Raw genomic sequence first — 20,192 nt, forward strand, 5'->3', positions numbered from 1 at the left:
GAGCGCGGGACCGATGGACCTCAAGATCGCCGCCCGGATGACCGCTGTGCTTGCCATTGGAGCAGGACTGACCGCGACGCTCATGGCCTTCAGCCAGCGACAGGGTCCGGAAGAGACCCCCATCTTCCGGTCGCTCGATTCGGGCGGCGACCCCGCACGAAAGGAACTGGTCCGCTGCCTTGATCTCGGCGCGCAGGCGCTGAAGGATAAGGACTGCCTGAAAGCCTGGCTGGAAAGCCGCCGGCGCTTCCTCAAGCCTTCGCAGTCCGACCGCCCGGTCGCGCCAGCATCAGGCGCCGAGGTCACGGTGAAGCCATGAACAATACCGGCATCATCGATCGCTTCCTCGAGACCTTCACCTCCTACATCGATTCCGGCTTCGGCCTACTAGGCAGCGAGGTCGCGTTTCTGTCCTCGACACTGATTGCGATCGATATCGCGCTGGCCGGTCTTTTCTGGGCGTGGGGCGCCGACGAGGATGTCATCCAACGTCTCGTCAAGAAGACGCTTTATATCGGCTTCTTCGCCTTCATCGTCGGCAACTTCAACAATCTCGCCCGGATCGTCTTCGAGAGCTTCTCCGGCCTTGGCCTGAAAGCCGCAGGATCCTCGCTGTCGAGCACCGAGCTTTTGCAGCCTGGTCGTGTCGCTCAAGTCGGCATCGATGCCGGCAATCCGATCCTGCAGGCCGCCGGCGATCTGATGGGCTATGTCAGCTTCTTCGAAAACTTCGTGCAGATCTTCGTGCTGATGACCGCCTGGGTTATCGTGCTCGTCGCCTTCTTCATCCTGGCGATCCAGATTTTTATCACCCTGATCGAGTTCAAGCTGACGACGCTGGCCGGTTTCGTGCTGATCCCGTTCGCCTTCTTCAACAAGACCGCTTTCCTCGCCGAAAAGGTGCTCGGCAATATCGTCGCCTCCGGTGTGAAGATTTTGGTGCTCGCCGTGATCGTCGGCATCGGGTCAGGTCTCTTCGGCGAGTTTACCGCCGGCTTCTCCGATCAGCCGACGATTTCCGAAGCGCTGTCGCTCGTGCTCGGCGCGCTTGCGCTGATGGGCCTGTCGATCTTCGGTCCCGGCATTGCCACCGGCCTCGTCTCCGGCGCACCGCAGCTTGGCGCGGGCGCCGCTGTCGGGACAGGTCTCGCGGCCGCCGGTCTCGGCGCGGCTGGCTTTGTCGGTGCCCGCGCTGGGATCGGCGCGGCTGCCGGCGCCATGGGCGGAGCGATGCGGGGAGGGGCTGCTGTCGCCGGTGGCGCCAGCACCGCCTACGGCCTTGCCAGTGCCTCCTCCGATGCCGGCAGCACTGGGCGTGCCGCGGCAGGTTTGGCCGGCATGGCCAAAGCCGGCGTCGGCTTTGTGATGAACAAGGCGAAAGAGGCGGCTGGCGGGTCGAGCGAAACGCTCCGCTCCAGCTTCGGGGCAGGGCAGTCCGCCGCCTGGAAAGCCTCGGGCGGTGGAAACGATGTCGGCGCCAGTGCGCCCGGCACGGCCGGCGAGACCTCTGGCGGAACGTCGCAATCCTCTTCGCCGCCGCGATGGGCCGAGCGCATGCAGCGCAAGACCGCCTTCCAGCACGGTGTCAGCACCGCCGCCCATTCCGTCCGTTCCGGTGATCATGGCGGCGGCTCCATGTCCGTTTCCCTCAATCAGGATGACCGCAGATGAACCCCTTCAAACGCGCCTCCGTGCGCTATGCCCGAACGCCCGAGCCGGAAACCCCTTACCAGAAAGCCGCTCAGGCCTGGGACGAGCGGCTCGGCTCCGCCCGTGTCCAGGCGAGGAACTGGCGGCTGATGGCGTTCGGCTCGCTGATTCTCGCCGGTGGCTTTGCCTCCGCGCTCATCTGGCAATCGACCCAAGGCACGGTGGTGCCCTGGGTGGTGCAGATCGACAAGATCGGCGAAGCCCAGGCGATCGCGCCGGCGACCGCCGACTACAGGCCGACCGATCCGCAGATCGCCTGCATCTTGCCCGCTTCATCGAAAACGTCCGCTCGATCCCGGCCGACGCAGTGATCGTCCGCCAGAACTGGCTGAGCGCCTACGAGTTCATGACCGATCGCGGCGCGGTGGCGCTCAACGACTATGCCCGCGCCAATGACCCCTTCACCAAGGTCGGCAAGGTGCAGGTGGCGGTCGATGTCTCATCCGTCATCCGCGCCTCGCCCGACAGCTTCCGCGTCGCCTGGTCTGAGCGCCGCTACGAGGACGGGCAACTCTCATCCACCGAGCGATGGACCGCCATTCTTACCGTCGTGACCGAGCAGCCGCGCAGCGCCGATAAGCTGCGCGCCAATCCGCTCGGGGTCTTTGTCAACGCCATCAACTGGTCGAAGGAGCTTTCGCAATGAAGGGGGCAATAGGAACATCCATGAACAGGACCCGATCGGGCAGAGCCGCTGTGCTTGCGGCGGCCTTGCTCGCGGCGACGGCGTTGGCAGGCTGCGCCAGAAAATATATCCCGCCGGAAATCGACTATGACGATGCCGCGCCCGCGGTGAAGCTTGCTGATCCAGTCGGGCCGGTGAAAGTGGTCGAGGTATCGAAGCCGCTTCCGCTGCCCGGCCAGTTGAAGCCGATCGACGAAGGCAAGAAGAAGCCTGAACCGTCCGATCCGAAGGCGCGGATCGCCGCCGCCAATGAGGCGGCACGCATGCAGCCGGTCCGCGACGGCTTCATCAATGCCGTCCAGGTCTATCCCTTCGCGATCGGCGCCCTCTACCAGGTCTATGCAGCACCCGGGCAGGTGACCGACGTCGCCCTCCAGCCGGGCGAGCAGCTGGTTGGCTCAGGCCCCGTCGCAGCCGGCGACACGGTGCGCTGGATCGTCGGTGATACCGAGAGCGGCACGGGCGCAGCAAAACAGGTGCATATCCTGGTGAAGCCAACACGCTCTGAGCTGCAGACCAATCTCGTCATCAATACCAATCTCCGCACTTATCATCTCGAACTGCGATCGACGGAAAAGACCTATATGGCGTCGGTCTCCTGGCAGTATCCGAGCGACCAGCTGATTGCGCTCAGGCGCCAGAACACCAGGGCAACTGAGACGCAGGCCGTGGCAAGCGGTGTCGATCTTCAGAGCCTCAATTTCCGCTACCGGATCGAGGGCGACAGCGCGCCCTGGCGGCCGTTGCGCGCCTTCGACGACGGCGCCAAAGTCTACATCGAATTCCCATCCGGCATCGCCCAGGGCGAAATGCCGCCGCTCTTCGTCATCGGCGCATCGGGCAATTCCGAGCTCGTCAATTACCGCGCCCAGCAGAACTACTATGTCGTCGATCGCCTGTTTGCCGCGGCAGAACTCCGCCTCGGCGACAAGGACAGCCAGCGCCGCGTGCGCATCGTCCGCACCGATGGCCGCCGGGTTGGAAACCGCCCCGCGCTGTTCTCCTCGGAGAGAAGCCGATGACCGGTCCCTCCGATTTCAAGGCGGAGTTCCGGCTGCGGCCGGAACCGCCACGCGTCACGCGCCTGTCGCGCAAGGTGCTGATCGGTCTCGGCGGAGTATCCGGCCTTGCCATCGCCGCGGCCTTGTTTTTTGCGCTCGATACCAGCCGGCACAATGCCCAGGCACCGGGCGAGCTCTACAACACCGAAAACCGCACGCCGGCGGACGGTCTCGCAAGCCTGCCAAAAGACTATACCGGCATCCCGAAACTTGGTCCCGCGCTTCCCGGCGATCTCGGCCGACCGATCCTGAAGGCGCAGGAGGAGGGCAAGCCTGTTATCGTCCCGACCATCCAGACGCCGCGCGCCGATCCAGAGGAGCAACGGCGCCTAGCGGAGATCGAGGCCGCTCGCGTCGCCAAGCTCTTCACTGACAGCCGCGGCGAGCGCACTGACACCAACCAAGTCTCCAACACGCGAACGAGCACTGCCGATCCCAATGCGCTGAGCCAGCCCGACACGGTGCCGCCGCTCGACGCCGGCGCGTCGCAGAACATGCAGGACCGCAAGCTGGCCTTTGTCAATGCCGAGGCGGATCGGCGCACGGTGAGCGCCGATCGCGTCGAGGAAAAGGCCTCGCCCTATGTCCTTCAGGCGGGTTCCGTGATCTCAGCGGCGCTCATCACTGGCATCAAGTCCGATCTGCCGGGCTCGATCACCGCGCAGGTGACGGAAAACGTCTACGACAGCCCGACTGGCGCGCATCTCCTCATCCCGCAGGGTTCGCGGCTCATCGGCCAGTATGACAGTCAGGTAGCCTTTGGTCAGTCCCGCGTGCTCCTGGTCTGGAACCGGGTGGTCATGCCGGACGGCACGTCCATCGTGCTCGAGCGCCTGCAGGGCACGGATCCGCAGGGCTTCTCCGGCCTTGAGGACGACGTCGATTACCATTGGGGTCAGCTCTTCAAGGCGGCTGCGCTGTCGACGTTGCTTGGTGTTGGTACGCAGATCGGCAGCGACAGTGAGGAAAGCGAGATCGCCCAGGCCATTCGGGAAAGCGCGCAGGGCACGGCTTCCAATGTCGGCCAGCAGATCGTCGGCCGCCAGCTTAACATTCAGCCGACGCTTACGATCCGGCCGGGATTCCCGGTTCGCATCATCGTCAATCGGGATCTGGTTATGCAGCCTTACGGAGCCGCCAAGGAGCCAACATGACCAAGCTGAAGCTCTCCGCCATTCCGGACGACAAGCCCGTGAAGATCACCGTCGAACTGCCGGCTGCGGTGTTTCGGGATTTGCAGGCTTATGCGGCTATATTGGCGAAGGCGAACGGGGAGGCAGCATCACCGGAGCCGGGCAAGCTGATCGTGCCTATGATCCAGAGGTTCATGGCCAGCGACCGGGCGTTTAGCAAGACCAAGCGACAGGAAAACGCTCCTGTCCAACGGTGAGGCGTCCCCGCGGACAATCCAGCTTAGGGCTAGTCGGCCATAGCGGCAGCGTCGAGTCCCAGTTTCATTGCGAGGCGTAAGACGCGAGTTAAGAGTCGCTTTCGGGAAGCATGAGCCGTTTTTGCGCTTCTCGAATGGCCTTGACTATGCGTGCGAGAGACGTTCGACTGACGCAAGATGTCTATGTCGCAACTGTCGTCGAAATCGGTAAACATGCTCCAAAGTATTTGTATCGACGTTGTATAAACGGCTGACGCAAGCTTTTGCGTGTACGGGGACTGATATAGACGATAATAGGGTCGGGGCGTTGCCCCGGCCGAGGGGAAGCGGTCGGCTGGCTTTGGGGGGATGATGGCGACACATGAAGATGGTCAAAAACCGCGTCTGCCCCTGCGGCATCTCTCTGTACGGGTGCCGTGGCACGATGCGGGGTGGGATGGAACTGTCTGTCGACATCCGAGAGAGAACTCGAGCTGCCTTGCGTTAAACCGGATCGGCGCAGTCAGAAACGATGTTTTGGAAACGAAGCATGCGGGAAAGTATTTGCATGACATCCCGTTTGATGAAACACCGCCGTGCTTTGCTGAGCGCGTGAATTTTCTGTCGCCCAAGGCGCAGCGTCGCCTGACGCGGCACGCTTACTCTCAAACCAGTGAACATCACCGGCATATCGCCGATACACAGTTTATCCACCCGGCGTTCTCGGTGGCTGCGACGCCGTTTGGTTGGCTCCTCAAGGAACGGGCGTGGGGTGAGAAGTGGAAAAAGGGCGAGATTGATCCGCAGTCGATCGCCGAGCGCTATGGAATCGACGCGCGTCCGGGCTACGAACCGTCTGAGCCGGATTGGCTGAGCGAGCGTCCCTGGATACAGGGCGAGGCCAATCAAAAGGCACTGCTCGATGCCTTTTTCGGCGCACTTCAACCGCAGCGCAGCCTAGTGTTCGTCTATGCCAAGCGGACGCCGTTGCTCGACGATGACCAGTGGATGATTGTTGGTGTCGGCCGCGTCACGTCCATTGGCAAGTTGCAGGAGTGGGACTATGACGCTTCGCCCGCTGGTGAACTGCGCTCCTATCTCTGGGAGCGCTCGGTTTGTCACAGCATCCGCCCCGATGGCGACGACGGCGTGCTGCTTCCTTACCATGATCTCCTGAGCCGCTGCGACGCTGACGCCAGCCTAGATCCGCGCGACTGCATTGCCTTCGTGCCAGAGGAATATCGGGGCGAGTTCTCCTACGCCAGCGAGCATGTCGCTCCTGGAAGCGCGATCGCCGCGCTGTTGTCGGTGAAGCAGGCCCTCGGCACCTATGCCGAGCGTTTCGGGGGAAGCTGGAGTTCCCAACTGCGATGGATCGATCACCGATTGGGCGAGCTGTGGAGTCTGCGAGGTCCATATCCAGGCCTCGGCTCGATCCTAAGCGCCATGGGTGTCGAGCACGGCTATCAACTCGCTCACTATTGCTGGGAAAAGGCGGGAGAGAATGCCGATCCCTGGCCTGTGTTGGCGGCGCTCGTCCGCGATCCGAAGGGGCTCGCGGGTGACCTCAAGGCGCAGATCAGGGGCTTCGCGCAGACTTGGAACTACTATGCGAGTGACCGGGGCAAGAAGCGGTTGGAATTCGTGAAACTGCTTGCGCGCTTCGACCTCACTTTCGATCAGGCCACACGCTGGTGGGATCAGGCGGCGCGCAATGAGGCAGGCGTTCGTGTGGGTGGTGAGGAGATCTCCGACGCGGCGATTTTGAAGAATCCTTATGCGATCTACGAATGCGACCGGCTTCAGCCGGAGCCGATCGCTTTTCGCACCATCGACCAGGGGGCATTTCCCGAGCGGCAGATTGCGAACACGCACCCGGTTCCAGCACCTTCGGGGATGTCTGGTCCCGTGGACGGACGTCGTCTACGGGCGGCGGCGACGGCGGTACTCGAAGTTGCCGCGGCGGACGGACATACATTGGTCGCGCGTGAAGACCTGATATCGCGCCTCCGGAAGCTCAACCTAAGCCCGGTGCTGCCGGCGACCGAGGATCAGTTCGAAATTCACGGTGAGCGCATGGCGCCGGTCCTGTCGGCCTGCGCGCTCGAGAGCGGCAAGCCTGCTTTTCAATTGGACCGGCTAGCGGTCACTCGTGAGCTGATCGCCGATACGGTCCAGAAGCGTGTTGACAGGGGTAAGCGACACGTCGTCGAGATCGATTGGCGCGCTGCGCTGGATCGCGAATTCAAGGCCACGCCCGCGCCGAAGAACTCGTTGGAGGATCGTGGCCGTCGCGAGAAGGCGGCGGCGTTGGATGAGCTGGCGTCCAGTCGGTTCTCAGTTCTCATTGGTGCGGCCGGAACCGGCAAGACCACTCTATTGAGGTTCCTCTGTAATGCGGCGCCAATCAAACAGCGCGGTGTGCTGCTTCTTGCTCCGACCGGCAAGGCGCGTGTGCGCCTGCAGCAGGCGACCGGTGTTGAGGCGCGGACGCTGGCGCAGTTTCTACGTCCCGCGCGATACGACGAGCGGACACAAGCGTATCGCGTCATCGGCGATGTGGAGCGAGCTTCGAGCCACAAGACGGTGATCGTCGATGAAGCGTCGATGCTGACTGAGGAGCAATTCGCTGCGCTGTTGGATGCCTTGAGTGGCGTCGATCGTATCATCCTCGTCGGAGATCCCAGTCAGCTTCCCCCGATTGGTGCAGGAAAACCATTCGTTGACGTCGTTGAGTTGCTGGCGCCCGAGACGTTTCCCGCCAACAAGCCGCGCGTGGCACGCGGATATGCTGAGCTGACGATCGGCAGCCGACAGAAGGGCGATCACCGCCAGGACCTGGAACTTGCCGAGTTGTTCAGCGGACGGCCGACTGGTCCGGCGGGGGACGAAATCATTTCTAAGCTGGGCGGCGGCGACTGTGGAGCGCATCTGCGGATTTGCTCCTGGTCCTCTCCGTCGCAGTTAGCATCGTTGCTGCCGGCGGTTCTCGCTGAGGAGCTGGGAATTGATGCTGGTGATGTCGAGAAGTCATTCGCGGTGCAGGCGCTCGGCGGGAACGAAAGCAACGGGTACGTCTATTTCAACTTCTGGTCTTCCGGTCCCGCGGCGGATCGTTGGCAGGTGCTTTCGCCGCTGAAGGGGGAAGCTGCGGGCACGACGATTCTGAACCGGCTCATTCAGTCGGGGTTTCGCGGAGAGACGCGGAAGCGAGCGCTGAACGATGATCGTCGGTACGCTAAGGTCGCCGCGCCGATGGGAAGCGATGGGATCATCTATGGCGACAAGGTCATCAATGTCGGCAATCACCGGCGCCGTTGGGTTTATCCCGATCCAGACAAGGATGGGAATGTGGCGCTGAAATATGTGGCGAACGGCGAGATCGGTATCGTCACCGGCCCGTTCCGGAAAAAGGATAGCAGGGTTAGCCTGGACCAATTGAAGGTGTCGCTCTCGTCGCAGCCGGGATTCGAGTACACATTCTGGCCGAGTGATCTGGATGAGGACGGGCGTCTTCTTGAGCTTGCCTATGCGCTCACTGTGCATAAGGCGCAGGGAAGCGAGTTCGACACGGTTTTTGTCGTCCTCCCGAATCCCTGTCGCATCTTATCACGGGAGTTGCTCTACACTGCGCTGACGCGGCAAAGCTCGCGCTTGGTGCTGTTCTGCCAAGGCGATCCGCTCAAGCTGCTCGACTATCGCTTTAGGTCGGATACTGCCCGAAGGCTGACCAACATTTTCAGGCCGCCCGAGCCGATCCAGGTGAGCGACCGTGTCTACGACAAGAAGCATATTCATCGCTCGAACCGTGGAGAGTTGATGATCTCCAAGTCTGAGGTGATTATCGCGGACAATCTGGCGATGGCTGGCATTAGCTATGTGTACGAACAGTCGTTCATCGGGAGTGATGGGTCGCGGCGCTATCCGGACTTTACAATCGAAGATGCGGACACCGGCGAGACGTGGTTCTGGGAGCATTTGGGCATGCTTGGCGATGTCGAATACGATCGGAAATGGATCGCAAAGCTCGCCTGGTATCGCAACAATGGCGTCCTGCCGGACGAAGAAGGTGGCGGGCCGGCCGGTACGTTGCTGACCACGACTGAGATCGAGGGCATTGACCGCGCGCAGATCGCGCGTCACATCAAGAAGATAAAGAGCGGTGGCTGACGGTCAGACGTTGGTTGCGGATGGATAAAATTCTGATAGCCAGGCCCGCTTGATCTGGGCAAAGGTGTCATGGGGTGCGTTGCCCTGTCTCCAGTCGTTCGGCAAGAAGGTCGCGAGGATTTCCCCCGACCTGGATGGCGAGTCGTCCCATCTCGGAAAGCACGGCCTTCAGTGCTGTTGTCTCAACGAACGGGCCTATGACGGCATCGCCCTCCTTTTGCGGGCGCATCATCCATGCCGATTTCATCGTGGGATGGCCGGCGAGTTCCGAGAACAGCTCGTACATTTCGAACCGCTTCATCGACGTGAAGCCGTCGCGAGCGTCGAGCGCCTCGCGAACCTTCACCGGTCCGAATTCCTTGATCCGGGCTTTCTTGTCCGCGAGGCGCCAGCGCAGGATCAGGGTCCGATCGCCGCGGAAGAGATCGAGGAGAAAGACGGTTTCCAGGATGTCGCGCATCACGAGTGCGCTGTTCTGGCCATAGCCGGAAAGAGCCAGCTTGAGGCTGGCGCCGAAGGCATTGAAGGTCCGCATGCCGAGGATCTGCGTAACCTTTGTATCCTCGTCTGCGGTATCGAAATGACGGAATACATCTGCGACGTCCATGGCCGCCTCAATGGTGGCCAGGTGCAGTTGCAGGTGGGGATCACCGGCAATGACGGCCAGAGCCCTGGTGCGCAGTCGTTCTTCGCCGTCGTGCAAGCGCGCGAGGTTGTCGGGAATAATGTGCTTGGGCTCCGGCATGGCGATCACGTTATTTCCAAAGCGCGCCGTTGCGGTTCTTCACGACGGTGAACGTGCCGAAGGCTGGCCGCGCCTTGAACGATAGGACGCTGGCCTGCAAGTTGCCCAGCGCGGCCGCGAGTTCCGCGCGGGTTATGGTGGCTTGATCTCCAACTATAACCTCGGCGAGCTTCAGGGTGTCAGAGAATGGCTCGAAATAGTGGTCGCCCTCGCGGATGTTGTCCTGGAGGCGGCAGAAGCAGCGAAATTCCGATTCATAACGCCATGCGGTGAACTTGGTCAGCAGCAAGTCGTCGACGTCGGCGCCGATAAGGTCTCGGCCGGAGGGCAACGGCAGCCGCGTTCGGCGATATTTAACCGGGCTATAGAGTCCGTGGTCGGGGACGTCGAATCCCAACGCCATGCCCTGGTGCTTGTCGGCGTAGTGTCCCCACAAAAGCGGGTTAGACCATTTCCTGCTGAAGCACAGAATCCCGTACTCGGCGGTCCGCTCGGCTTTCCATCGCTTCAACCTTGCGCGGGTCGCGGCGTCCTGCAGGTTCCAGCCGAGAAATTCGAAGGGGTCGTTGAGCTTGTCGATCCTGGCGATTTTGAGCCGCCGTTTTTCAAGCGCGAGTATTCCAAATCGTTGCGTCGTGAAATGATAGAGGCGCATATAGTCTGCTGACTGTTATTGGGCGTGGAGACTCAGGAGAAATGTGTTCGTCTCTTCAATACTACTATAGGAATTGCTATCTGAAAGCCCGCGTCCTCACTTTGGTAGCGTCGAGTTGGGATCGGCTCGCCTTCAGGATTTCCCTATCGGTCACGATGTGATAAAACCTCTGCTACATCCCTTGAGAATAGAGGAAACGTCACCTGCGATGCCATCAACGACCGCCCAGAGACTTCGAGCGCTCGACCTCCTGAAAGCCCGGGGAATGCTCCGGCTGAAGGATTTCGTCACCGAAGGCATTGGCCCGGAAACGCTCGCCCGTCTTGTCAGGGACGCAGCGGTTATCCGCGCGGCGCGTGGCCTCTATCAACTTCCCGACACTCACGTTGGGGCTGCCCATGCACTGGCCGAGGCGGCTATCCTCGTTCCAAAGGGTGTGGTCTGCCTGACCTCAGCGCTCCAATACCACGAACTGACGCTGCAGATGCCCTCGGCTGTGTGGATGGCGATCGACCGTGCCGCCTGGCGCCCGAAAATCGATTATCCTCCCATCCGTTTCGTACGCTTTACGGGGTGGGCGTTGACCGAAGGGGTTCAACGCCACCGCATCGAGAACGTGGACGTCCCCATCACGGATCCAGCGAGGACAATTGTCGACTGCTTCCGCTACCGGACCAAAGTTGGTCTCGACGTGGCGATGGAGGGACTGCGTGAGGGGCTCCGCCGCCGCCGGTGCACGCCTGACCAGCTCTGGCAACACGCGCGCAGGGCGAGGGTCTGGTCGATCATGCGTCCCTACGTCGAAGCAATGGTCTCCGATGTCGCGTGAGCCCCGTAACATCGCCGCGTCAGTGCGGGCGCGGCTCCTCGATCGGGCGCGTGCTGAACGATCAGATTTCCAGATTCTACTGACCCGTTATGCGCTCGAACGCCTGCTCTACCGGCTCAGTGTGTCACCGCATCGGGACCGCTTCATCCTCAAAGGGGCGATGCTCTTCGTCACCTGGGTCGCCGACCCATTCCGGCCCACTCGCGACCTGGACTTGCTTGGTCATGGTGACAGCGATGCCGTGAGTATAGCCGAAACCTTCCGAGTGATCTGTGCGCAGCCTGTCGCCGATGACGGAGTGACGTTTGAAATCGCCGCGCTGACAGCGGCACCGATCAGGGAGGACGTGGAGTATGGCGGCGTACGGGTCCGTACGACGGCAACCATTGCCGGGGCACGAATTCCGATTCAGGTCGACATCGGCTTTGGTGACGCAGTGACGCCAGAGGCCGTGGAAATCGACTATCCCGCGTTGCTTGACGCACCGGCGCCACATCTTCGCGCCTACCCCGTCGAAACCGTTGTGGCCGAAAAATTCGAGGCGATGGTCACGCTTGGTATCGCCAATAGTCGACTTAAGGACTTCTACGACCTCTGGCTTATCGCGCAGACTTTCGAGTTTCGGCGATCGACCCTGATTGAAGCTGTAAGGCGCACGTTCGAACGGAGGGAGACGGCACTTCCCGCCGGTATTCCGATTGGGCTGAGTGATGAATTCACGGCGGCCTGGAGCGCTCAATGGCAGGCCTTTCTCCGTCGCGACCGCATGGCCGCCGCGCCGGAGCCGTTCGCTGCCGTTATCGTCGATCTCCGTCTGTTTCTACTGCCGCTTGTTGATGTTGAAAATGATGAGCAGAGCTGGTTGCCGGGCGGGCCTTGGTCTAAAGAAAGAGAAAATGCTCTGTAAGTCCAGGCATGAGATTTGGGGGAGGCAGTAAGTCCGTGGACGTATTTTCGCTAAATAATAGTCTATTGGCTCAATATACCGGATTTGCCCGATCCTTTACGCGGATACGTTCGTCAGAAATTTTGGGGAAGGTAACCGATCTCTACGCCGGGCGTCGCTTCTGGCCTGAACCAATGCTTCAACTGAACCCGCACTATGAAGGTGGCGGCTCGGTCCAAAGCCTTGTTGGCCCAAAAGGGCTGATCGATGATTGCGCTCAGATATTCCGGGACTCACGCGCCGCTGCCGAGGCCTCCGACAAGACTCTAAGGTTACGTCGCCATCAGGAGCAGGCAATCGGCCTTGCCCTGGACGGAAAGAGCTTCGTCGTCACGACCGGCACCGGGTCGGGTAAGTCCCTTTGTTTCTTTATTCCGATTGTTGATGCCGTTGTAAAGGCGAAGCGGGCTGGCGAGGCTGCGCGGACCCGAGCGGTAATCATCTATCCGATGAATGCCTTGGCGAATAGCCAGCTTGAGGAATTGAAGAAATTTCTCGCAGATCAGAACCATGCGGTGCCCGTGACTTTCGCACGATACACCGGTCAGGAGAATTCCGAGGAACGCGAGCGGATAAAGAACAATCCGCCAGACATTTTGCTCACCAATTTTATGATGCTCGAGCTTTTGATGACGCGGCAGTCAGATCTTGACCGCCGCGTCGTGGAAAATTGTAGCGGCCTTCGGTTTATTGTTCTTGATGAACTACATACATATCGAGGGCGCCAAGGGGCAGATGTTGCGATGCTGATGCGCCGTCTGCGGGCGCGCGTTGGCGATCCCCAGCATCCGCCGATTTGCATTGGCACCTCCGCAACAATGGCCAGCGAAGGCGGCGAAGAAGATCGCAATCAGGTTGTTGCTGATGTCGCGTCCCGCTTATTTGGAACGAACATCAGCCGAGATGCGATCGTTACAGAAACCCTGCGCCGCGCGACGGATCCAGATCGATCCGCTGACAGAGGGCTATCTCGACTGAGTGACGCTGTGGTCAGCGCGGCTTCAGGTACGCCTTATGACGGGAAATCAAATGGTGAGATCGCTCGTGATGATCTTGCCATCTGGGTAGAGACCAGGCTCGGCCTTCGAGATGTAGACCAGAAGCCGCGGCGGGCGCGCTCACTGTCGCTGAAGACAGCGGCGGTCCTACTATCTGATGAATCTGGCGAGGCGGTCGAGACGTGCGAGCTGGCATTAAAAAACGCGCTACTGGCGTTTAGCTTACCGGAGAAACTCCGAGGCTATAGCGGCGGCGGTGACGAGCCTCTTTTCGCGTTTAAGCTACATCAATTTATTTCAGGCGCGGGTCGTCTATACACAACCCTTGATCCTTCGGGTTCGCGCACGGTCACATTTGATGGACAAATCTTCGATCCGGAAAATCCGGCAAAAAGGCTATATAGCGCTCATTTTTGCCGGCGGTGTGGGCAGGAAAACCACCCCGTCACGCTGGTCGATGACAATGGCGTAAAGTCATTTGAGAAGCGTGAGATTGATGACGTCCCTCTCAATGACGACGAAGAGCCTGACGGCATCGTTGAACGCTGGGGCTTCCTTATGCCCGAGCCCGTCGATGGTGAGTTCACGTTCCAGGGGCGGGACGAGGACTATCCCGAGGCTTGGCTGGAAGAAACAAAATCGGGGGAACTGCGGTTAAAAGCGACATATCGCAAGACGAGGGCTGAGCTTGTATCAGTGCTTCCGGACGGCACGTGCGGTAATGGTGGCCAACGAGCCTGGTTCATGCCGGGTAAGTTTAAATTTTGCCCGGCATGCGGTGAGCACCACAGCGATTCAACTCGTGACATTAACCGGCTCGCCGCCTTGAGCGCCGAGGGGCGCAGTTCGGCGACAACAATTATTATTGCGGCCATCCTGCGTTGGATGAGTGATACGGAAAACTCCATCTCGGCGACGACCCGCAAGCTTCTGGCTTTCACGGACAACCGACAGGATGCAGCCCTTCAGGCCGGGCATTTCAACGACTTTCTATTCGTCACGCTGCTTCGAGGCGCAGTCCTGGCCGCAGTTTCGGAAGCCGGTGACGAAGGGTTGCAAGAGGACGAGGTCGGGAAGGCGATCCAGCGCATGTTGGGCTTCGTGGCATCCAATGTCTCTCGGCGAACCGAGTGGTTGGTGGAGCCGGACCTTAAGGGGGCCAATCTGCTGGCCGCCGAAAAGGTAATCCGCGAGTCGCTGACGCACCGATTCTGGATCGATCAACGGCGGGGTTGGCGTTACACGAATCCCAACCTTGAGCAGCTTGGGTTGATCGAGGCCCGCTACATTTCCCTCGATGACCTCGCACACGACGACAAGGAGTTTGAAAACTACCCGTTGTTGCGAGCGGCTTCAGCTGTCGAGCGTCAGGCGGCGCTTCGGGTGCTGCTGGACGTGATGCGCAAGGGCTTGGCGGTCGAATGTGATGCGCTGGACCGACTGAAGATCGAAAGTCTCGCCGGTCGAATGCGGAGCGTAGTCAAAGCCCCATGGATATTGGATGAGGAACGTTTCTTGGCGGCCCCGGTGTTCATGCCGAAGCCGCCAACCCGCCGCGAGATGTCCCCGAAAGACGAGGAGTTGATTCTTCGGGGCAGCCCGACCAGCACGATCGGCCGGCAATTTCGGTCGATGACCTTCGGTGGCAGACGGCCAACCGGCAAGCAGATCACGGAAATCGTCGAAGGCTTGTTGAAAGCAGCAGGTCGTTACGGGCTGGCGACACAGGTCGTCTCCCCTGTTGGTGGAGATGGTTGGCGTCTTGTGCCGTCATCGATCATTTTTGCGCTTTCAGCAAATCAAGCTCCGGATCGGGACAATCCTTTTTTCCGCGGTCTGTACGCACATATAGCGACGCTTTTGGCCGATGGCGGCGAGGCAATCTTTGGCTTCGAAGGCCGAGAGCATACGGCGCAGGTTGAGGGCGATCTACGAGAGATCCGCGAGGCTCGCTTTCGCTATGGCGTAGACGACCGGAAACTTCTGATCGACCAGGCCGAACGATTGAAGGAGCTTCGAGAAGATAGCCGTTTCCTACCGACTCTATTTTGCTCGCCAACCATGGAACTCGGTGTCGACATCTCCGCGATGAACGTCGTCTACATGCGAAATGTGCCCCCAACGCCTGCGAACTACGCTCAACGTGGTGGGCGTGCTGGCCGCAGCGGTCAGGCAGCCTTGATTGTCACCTATTGCGCGGCACAAAGCCCTCATGACCAGTACTTCTTCCAACGTCCAAGCGCGATGGTCGATGGCGTGGTACTTCCGCCGTCTATCGATCTGAAAAATCCCGAACTCGTCGAAAGCCATCTTCACGCAGAGTGGCTGGCTGCCAGCGGAGCGGCATTGTCGGCGTCGATCGCCGATAACCTCGACATGTCGGTTTCCGCTAAGCCTCTCTTGCCGCATCACTGGAACCGGGTGTCTGCTGACGAGGCAAAGAGTGCCGGTGCAAAGCGCGTGGCGGCCGTTCTGTCAGCTGTCGCTGATGACTATGGCGCCACGCCACCGGATTGGTTTGTTGGTGTTGATGCCAATACAAACCGCGTCGTTGCTGCCGCGCCTCAACGTCTTGCCGATACCTTTAACCGGTGGAGGGATTTGTTGGCCGCGGCCGAACGGCAGGTAGAAGACGCGGCGCGTACTCTAAAAGATTATTCGATCTCACCGCAGGAACGCCGTGCCGCGGAGACACGGCAAGCGGCTGGAAACACCCAGATCAAGCTTTTGCTACGAGGGGCCGAGGGCCAAGGCTCTGATTTCTACGTGTACCGGTATCTGGCAACGGAAGGCTTCCTGCCTGGCTATAACTTTCCACGTCTCCCCATTATGGCGTTCGTGCCAGGTGATCAAGGCGGAAAAGGGCAGCGGTATATTCAGCGTGCACGCTTTCTGGCGATCGCCGAGTTCGGGCCAGGCAGCCTTGTCTATCACGAGGGGCGTGCTTATCGGGTCGATCGCGCCCTGTTAAAGGAGGTTGGTGGCGGGCAAGATGGATTGCTCCCGACATTCAGCACGGCAATTTGCCCGGCTTGCGGTGCCGCCCATGACGGAGAGCCGCCAGAACGCTGCCACGTATGTAACAGCGCTCTGACTACATCGAACATAACGAAGCAGCTTCATCGGATCGAGAATGTTGGTACGCGCCAGGTGGAGCGGATAACCGCCAATGACGAAGAGCGTCGTCGCCAAGGCTACGAACTTCAGACGACCTTCTCGTTTCGAGACGCGAGCGACGTCAGATCCCGAGTGTTTGAAGATTCAGAGGGCCATATACTCTCGGCGGAATTTGCACCTGCGGCACAGGTCCGTCGTATCAATCGGGGACTCCGACGCCGCAAGGACATCAGCAAAATCGGCTTCTTGATCGATCCGAAGAGTGGCTATTGGGCAAGTGACAACCGAGCGAAGGACGCGGAAGAAGGATCGCCGATCAACAGTCGGCAACCCATCACCCCGGTAGTCGAGGACCGGAAAAACGCGCTGCTCATCCGGTTTCCTGCTGCTTGGTTGGCTGCTGCTGGAGACGAGGCGGAGGCAATGGTCGCTACGATCCAGCATGCTTTTGCGCGTGGCATCGAGGCCATTTACCAACTGGAAGAGGGCGAAATCCAGGGAGAGCCGACACCCTCAAGAAAGGATCGCCGAGCACTGTTGTTTTACGAGGCCGCGGAGGGTGGCGCCGGGGTCTTGTCCAGGTTGGTTGAGGATGGCAGTGCCTTTCGCGCCGTTGCGAAGGAGGCGCTGGAGATAATGCACTATGCTCCGGGAAGCCTCTCAGCCGCTGTGGTTAGTGGACCCAAGGCACTTGAAAATGTTGAGGGCTCTCACTGCGTAGCGGGCTGCTATCGCTGCCTGTTGTCCTATTTCAATCAGCCCGATCATGAATTGATCGATCGTCGGCGTGAACCTGTTCTGCAGATGCTCATCCGGCTTTCTTTCGCGGAAATGCGCCATTCCACCCCCACATCACAATCTCAAACGCCTCTGGAAGGCTGCCCCCCGCCAGACGCAGAACCCATCGAGATTGGCGGCTACCAGCTCACATTGATCTGGCGCGCCGCGAGAATCGCCGCTGCCGAGCAGGTGAGCGCGCCCGCCACACTGGGCGACAATCTTGCCGGAAAAGGGATCGAACTCATCCTTCTGCCGGCCGACATCACCGCTCGCCAGGAATCAATTTCCAAGCTTGCCATTGCGCTATTAGGAGGCAAGCCGTCATGAGTACCGCAACCAATTTCTCGCCAGGTGAACTGGTCCATGCGCGGGGGCGAGAATGGATTGTCTTGAGCAGCGGTGACTCATTGCGGATCCGCCCGCTCACAGGGTCGGAACACGAGGCTGAGACGATAATCCCGGAGCTTGAGGCGGAGCCGATCCGGTACGCATCTTTCGACGCCCCGGAAATTGGGCACGTGGGCGGACGCGAAGCAGCGCAGCTCATGCGGGACGCTCTCCGACTCTCGCTGCGTCGAGGGGCAGGGCCGTTTCGTGGCGCTGGGCGGATCAACTTCGAACCGCGAGCCTATCAGCTAGCGCCGTTGATGATGGCGCTGCGACAGGAGACGGCGCGCCTCCTGATCGCCGATGATGTTGGCGTCGGCAAGACCATAGAGGCCGGCCTTATTCTTCGCGAATATATTGATCGGGGTGAGATTGACCGGTTTTCAATTCTCTGCCCTCCGCACCTTGTCGATCAGTGGACTACAGAGCTTGAGACCAAGTTCGCACTCTCCGTGACGGCAGTGACCGCAGCGGCGGCGGCTCGGCTCGAACGTGATCTGCCCAACACGATCAGCGTCTTTGAAGCTTACCCGTTCACGGTGGTCAGCTTGGATTTCATTAAGAGCCAACGCCGCTTCAATGACTTTCTGCGGGCTTGTCCCGAAATGGTCGTCGTCGATGAAGCGCATGCCGCGGTAACCGGGAACAAAGCGCGCCATCAGCGATTTGAGCTGCTTCAGAAGCTTGCCGCCGACAAGTCCCGGCACCTCTTGCTGCTCACCGCCACGCCCCATTCTGGCGACGAAGACGCGTTTCATAACCTTCTTGGGCTGCTCGACGCCGATTTCGCACGACTGGGCGACGTGACAGTCGACGAGTCTCGGGTCCTCCGTGAGCGACTGGCGGGCTATTTCATCCAGCGCCGGCGACGTGACATCGACGCGTGGCGCGAGCCAGGTCTTTTCCCGCAACGCGAGGTTACTGAGCTCAAGTATCGCCTGTCTGGCGCCTACGAGCGCTTCTATGGCGCTATCCTCGACTATTGCGCTGAAGTGGTAGCGGCCGAAGAAGGCGAACTGCGGCAGCGGCTCGCGTTTTGGGGAACGCTTGCGTTGATGCGTTGCGTGGGATCCAGCCCATCGGCAGCGGCCCGAGCACTTCGGACGCGTGCTGTCCTTGATGCCGACGAGGCAGAAGCCGATTTGATCACGGCGCGGGCCATCGACGACGAAGACGTGAGCGAGGATGATTTAGAACCCGGTGCGGCCATCGAGGACAATCGCCTTCTCGATCTTATTTCTCAAGCGGACAGGCTGGCGGCGAATCCGCTGCGAGACCCGAAGTTCTTGATTTTAAAGTCGGCGGTCCAGAGCCTCATAAAAGATGGATTCTCGCCGGTCGTATTTTGCCGTTTTATCGCGACTGCAGAAGCAGTCGGGACGGCATTGGCGACCGCCTTCAAGGATCATACCGTCGAGGTCGTCACGGGTTCCCTCCCGCCCGAAGAGCGTGAAGACCGCGTCGGAGCTCTTGGCGAGTTTGAGAAGCGCCTACTGGTCGCCACCGACTGCCTCTCAGAGGGCATCAACCTTCAAGGGCATTTCGACGCCGTCGTCCATTACGATCTTTCCTGGAATCCCACGCGCCACCAACAACGTGAGGGCCGCGTTGACCGGTTTGGCCAAAAGCGTGAGACCGTCAGGACGATCTTGATCTACGGCGAAAACAATCCCGTCGATGGGGCCGTTCTCGACGTAATCCTGCGGAAGGCACGCGCCATCGAGAAGCAGACGGGTGTCCGGGTCCCCATGCCGGACGAAGGCGGAAGTCTCACCAAGGCACTGATGTCTGCGGTTCTACTGCGCGCGCGCGAACGCAGCCAGTTATCGTTCGATTTTGACATGACGAACACTCAGGAGGCGCAAGATATCGATATCGCTTGGTCAAATGCGTCGGAGAAGGAGAGAAAATCCCGCACCATTTTCGCGCAGAACAGCCTTAAGCCGGAAGAGGTCGCGTCAGAATGGGAGGCAACTCAACGTGCGCTGGGCGGCTTCGCGGACGCTGAGCGTTTTGTGTCGCGAGCTATGATGCGTCTCGGCGCTCCCTTGGTGCCCCAGCCCCGCGGTGGATTCTCCGCGCCCCTGCATTTGGCGCCCGACGCCCTGAAGGAGCGGTTCCAAACGGAAGGGCTGCTCGACGATTCGACCTCACCAAAGCCGCTAAGGATTGTTTTTGAAGCTCGTCCTCGATCGGGATTTCTCTCTGTTCATCGCGCGCATCCTTTGCCTGGTGTGCTTGCGGAGAGCTTCCTTGAGAAGGCGCTAGACAACCGGGGCTTACTGGACGACCCATCAACTCTGCCCCGTTGCGGGGTCTGGGAATCTGAAACCGTCGAAAGCGTTGTCACGCTGTTGCTCCTTCGCATTCGGCACCGCATCGATTCTCGCGGACGACTGGGGCCGCAATTCGCGATGGCTGAAGAGGCCGCCTCCATCGCGTTCGATGCGCTGACAGGCATCCGTGTCAGTGCTGGAGAGGAGGCATTCGCGCTTCTTGAGGCAGCAAGCGCGAACGTGCGAGATCGCGTGCGTGACGCACAGCTCCAGCGAGCCAAGCTCCAATTGACATCACTCGAACCGGCACTCAAGGCGTATGCATCGGAACGCGCTACGGCACTCGCGGCCGACCATAGTCGCGTTCGGCAGGCGCTGGGCTCAAGAGCGGGTGTCCGGGTCGAGGCGGTGACGCCGGTCGACATCATCGGCCTCTATGTTTTGATGCCCCGGATCTGAGGACA

General features: G+C 60.3%; 12 protein-coding genes and 1 pseudogene. 11 read left to right on the top strand and 2 right to left on the bottom strand.

Annotated elements, in window-relative coordinates; all coding sequences use genetic code 11:
• The first annotated feature begins 13 nt into the window (after positions 1–13).
• The 7 genes and pseudogenes from trbK-alt to ACFFNA_RS36690 all read left to right on the top strand — a co-directional run bounded on the left by trbK-alt (position 14) and on the right by ACFFNA_RS36690 (position 8,995).
• Positions 14–319, top strand: coding sequence for a putative entry exclusion protein TrbK-alt (gene trbK-alt / locus ACFFNA_RS36660; protein WP_378924899.1), 306 nt, complete (start codon positions 14–16; stop codon positions 317–319).
• The gene (gene trbL, locus ACFFNA_RS36665; RefSeq protein ID WP_378924901.1) at positions 316–1,671 is read left to right on the top strand and encodes a P-type conjugative transfer protein TrbL; all 1,356 of its coding nucleotides are present in this window, start codon (positions 316–318) and stop codon (positions 1,669–1,671) included. Before trbK-alt ends, trbL begins: the two co-directional genes overlap by 4 nt.
• Positions 1,668–2,356: pseudogene (gene trbF / locus ACFFNA_RS36670) on the top strand (conjugal transfer protein TrbF). Before trbL ends, trbF begins: the two are co-directional and overlap by 4 nt.
• 20 nt (positions 2,357–2,376) lie before the next feature.
• A complete protein-coding gene (gene trbG, locus ACFFNA_RS36675) occupies positions 2,377–3,417 on the top strand; it encodes a P-type conjugative transfer protein TrbG (protein WP_378924903.1) in 1,041 nt (346 codons plus the stop codon).
• Positions 3,414–4,610: a TraB/TrbI/VirB10 family type IV secretion system protein gene (locus tag ACFFNA_RS36680; RefSeq protein WP_378924905.1), complete on the top strand. Its 1,197-nt coding sequence runs from the start codon at positions 3,414–3,416 to the stop codon at positions 4,608–4,610. The genes trbG and ACFFNA_RS36680 overlap by 4 nt, the downstream gene beginning before the upstream one ends.
• Positions 4,607–4,846, top strand: coding sequence for a DUF2274 domain-containing protein (locus ACFFNA_RS36685; RefSeq protein ID WP_378924907.1), 240 nt, complete (start codon positions 4,607–4,609; stop codon positions 4,844–4,846). Before ACFFNA_RS36680 ends, ACFFNA_RS36685 begins: the two co-directional genes overlap by 4 nt.
• Positions 4,847–5,389: 543 nt before the next feature.
• Positions 5,390–8,995 (top strand): AAA family ATPase, encoded by a 3,606-nt coding sequence (locus ACFFNA_RS36690; RefSeq protein ID WP_378924909.1) that lies wholly within the window; start codon positions 5,390–5,392, stop codon positions 8,993–8,995.
• 67 nt (positions 8,996–9,062) lie between these two features.
• On the opposite strand, the gene ACFFNA_RS36695 is transcribed toward ACFFNA_RS36690, so the two are convergent.
• Both ACFFNA_RS36695 and ACFFNA_RS36700 read right to left on the bottom strand, forming a co-directional pair.
• Entirely contained in the window at positions 9,063–9,749 is a 687-nt protein-coding gene (locus ACFFNA_RS36695; RefSeq protein ID WP_378924911.1) for a hypothetical protein, read from the bottom strand.
• Position 9,750: 1 nt separating this feature from the next.
• Positions 9,751–10,395, bottom strand: coding sequence for a DUF2971 domain-containing protein (locus ACFFNA_RS36700; protein WP_378924913.1), 645 nt, complete (start codon positions 10,393–10,395; stop codon positions 9,751–9,753).
• Between the two features lie 208 nt (positions 10,396–10,603).
• On the opposite strand from ACFFNA_RS36700, the gene ACFFNA_RS36705 reads away from it, so the two are divergent.
• From ACFFNA_RS36705 to ACFFNA_RS36720, 4 genes are read left to right on the top strand one after another with little or no spacing between them, the layout of a single operon-like run.
• Positions 10,604–11,224 carry a type IV toxin-antitoxin system AbiEi family antitoxin domain-containing protein gene (locus ACFFNA_RS36705; protein WP_378924915.1) on the top strand — a complete coding sequence of 207 codons (621 nt, stop codon included), beginning with the start codon at positions 10,604–10,606 and terminating at the stop codon, positions 11,222–11,224.
• Positions 11,214–12,131, top strand: coding sequence for a nucleotidyl transferase AbiEii/AbiGii toxin family protein (locus tag ACFFNA_RS36710; RefSeq protein WP_378924917.1), 918 nt, complete (start codon positions 11,214–11,216; stop codon positions 12,129–12,131). Before ACFFNA_RS36705 ends, ACFFNA_RS36710 begins: the two co-directional genes overlap by 11 nt.
• A gap of 35 nt (positions 12,132–12,166) precedes the next feature.
• On the top strand, positions 12,167–17,392 hold the full coding sequence (locus tag ACFFNA_RS36715) for a DEAD/DEAH box helicase family protein (protein ID WP_378924919.1): 5,226 nt from the start codon (positions 12,167–12,169) through the stop codon (positions 17,390–17,392).
• Entirely contained in the window at positions 17,389–20,187 is a 2,799-nt protein-coding gene (locus ACFFNA_RS36720) for a DUF8741 domain-containing protein (protein ID WP_378924921.1), read from the top strand. Before ACFFNA_RS36715 ends, ACFFNA_RS36720 begins: the two co-directional genes overlap by 4 nt.
• Positions 20,188–20,192: the final 5 nt, after the last annotated feature.

The organism is Mesorhizobium kowhaii (genome assembly GCF_042431665.1).
GTDB lineage: Bacteria > Pseudomonadota > Alphaproteobacteria > Rhizobiales > Rhizobiaceae > Mesorhizobium > Mesorhizobium kowhaii.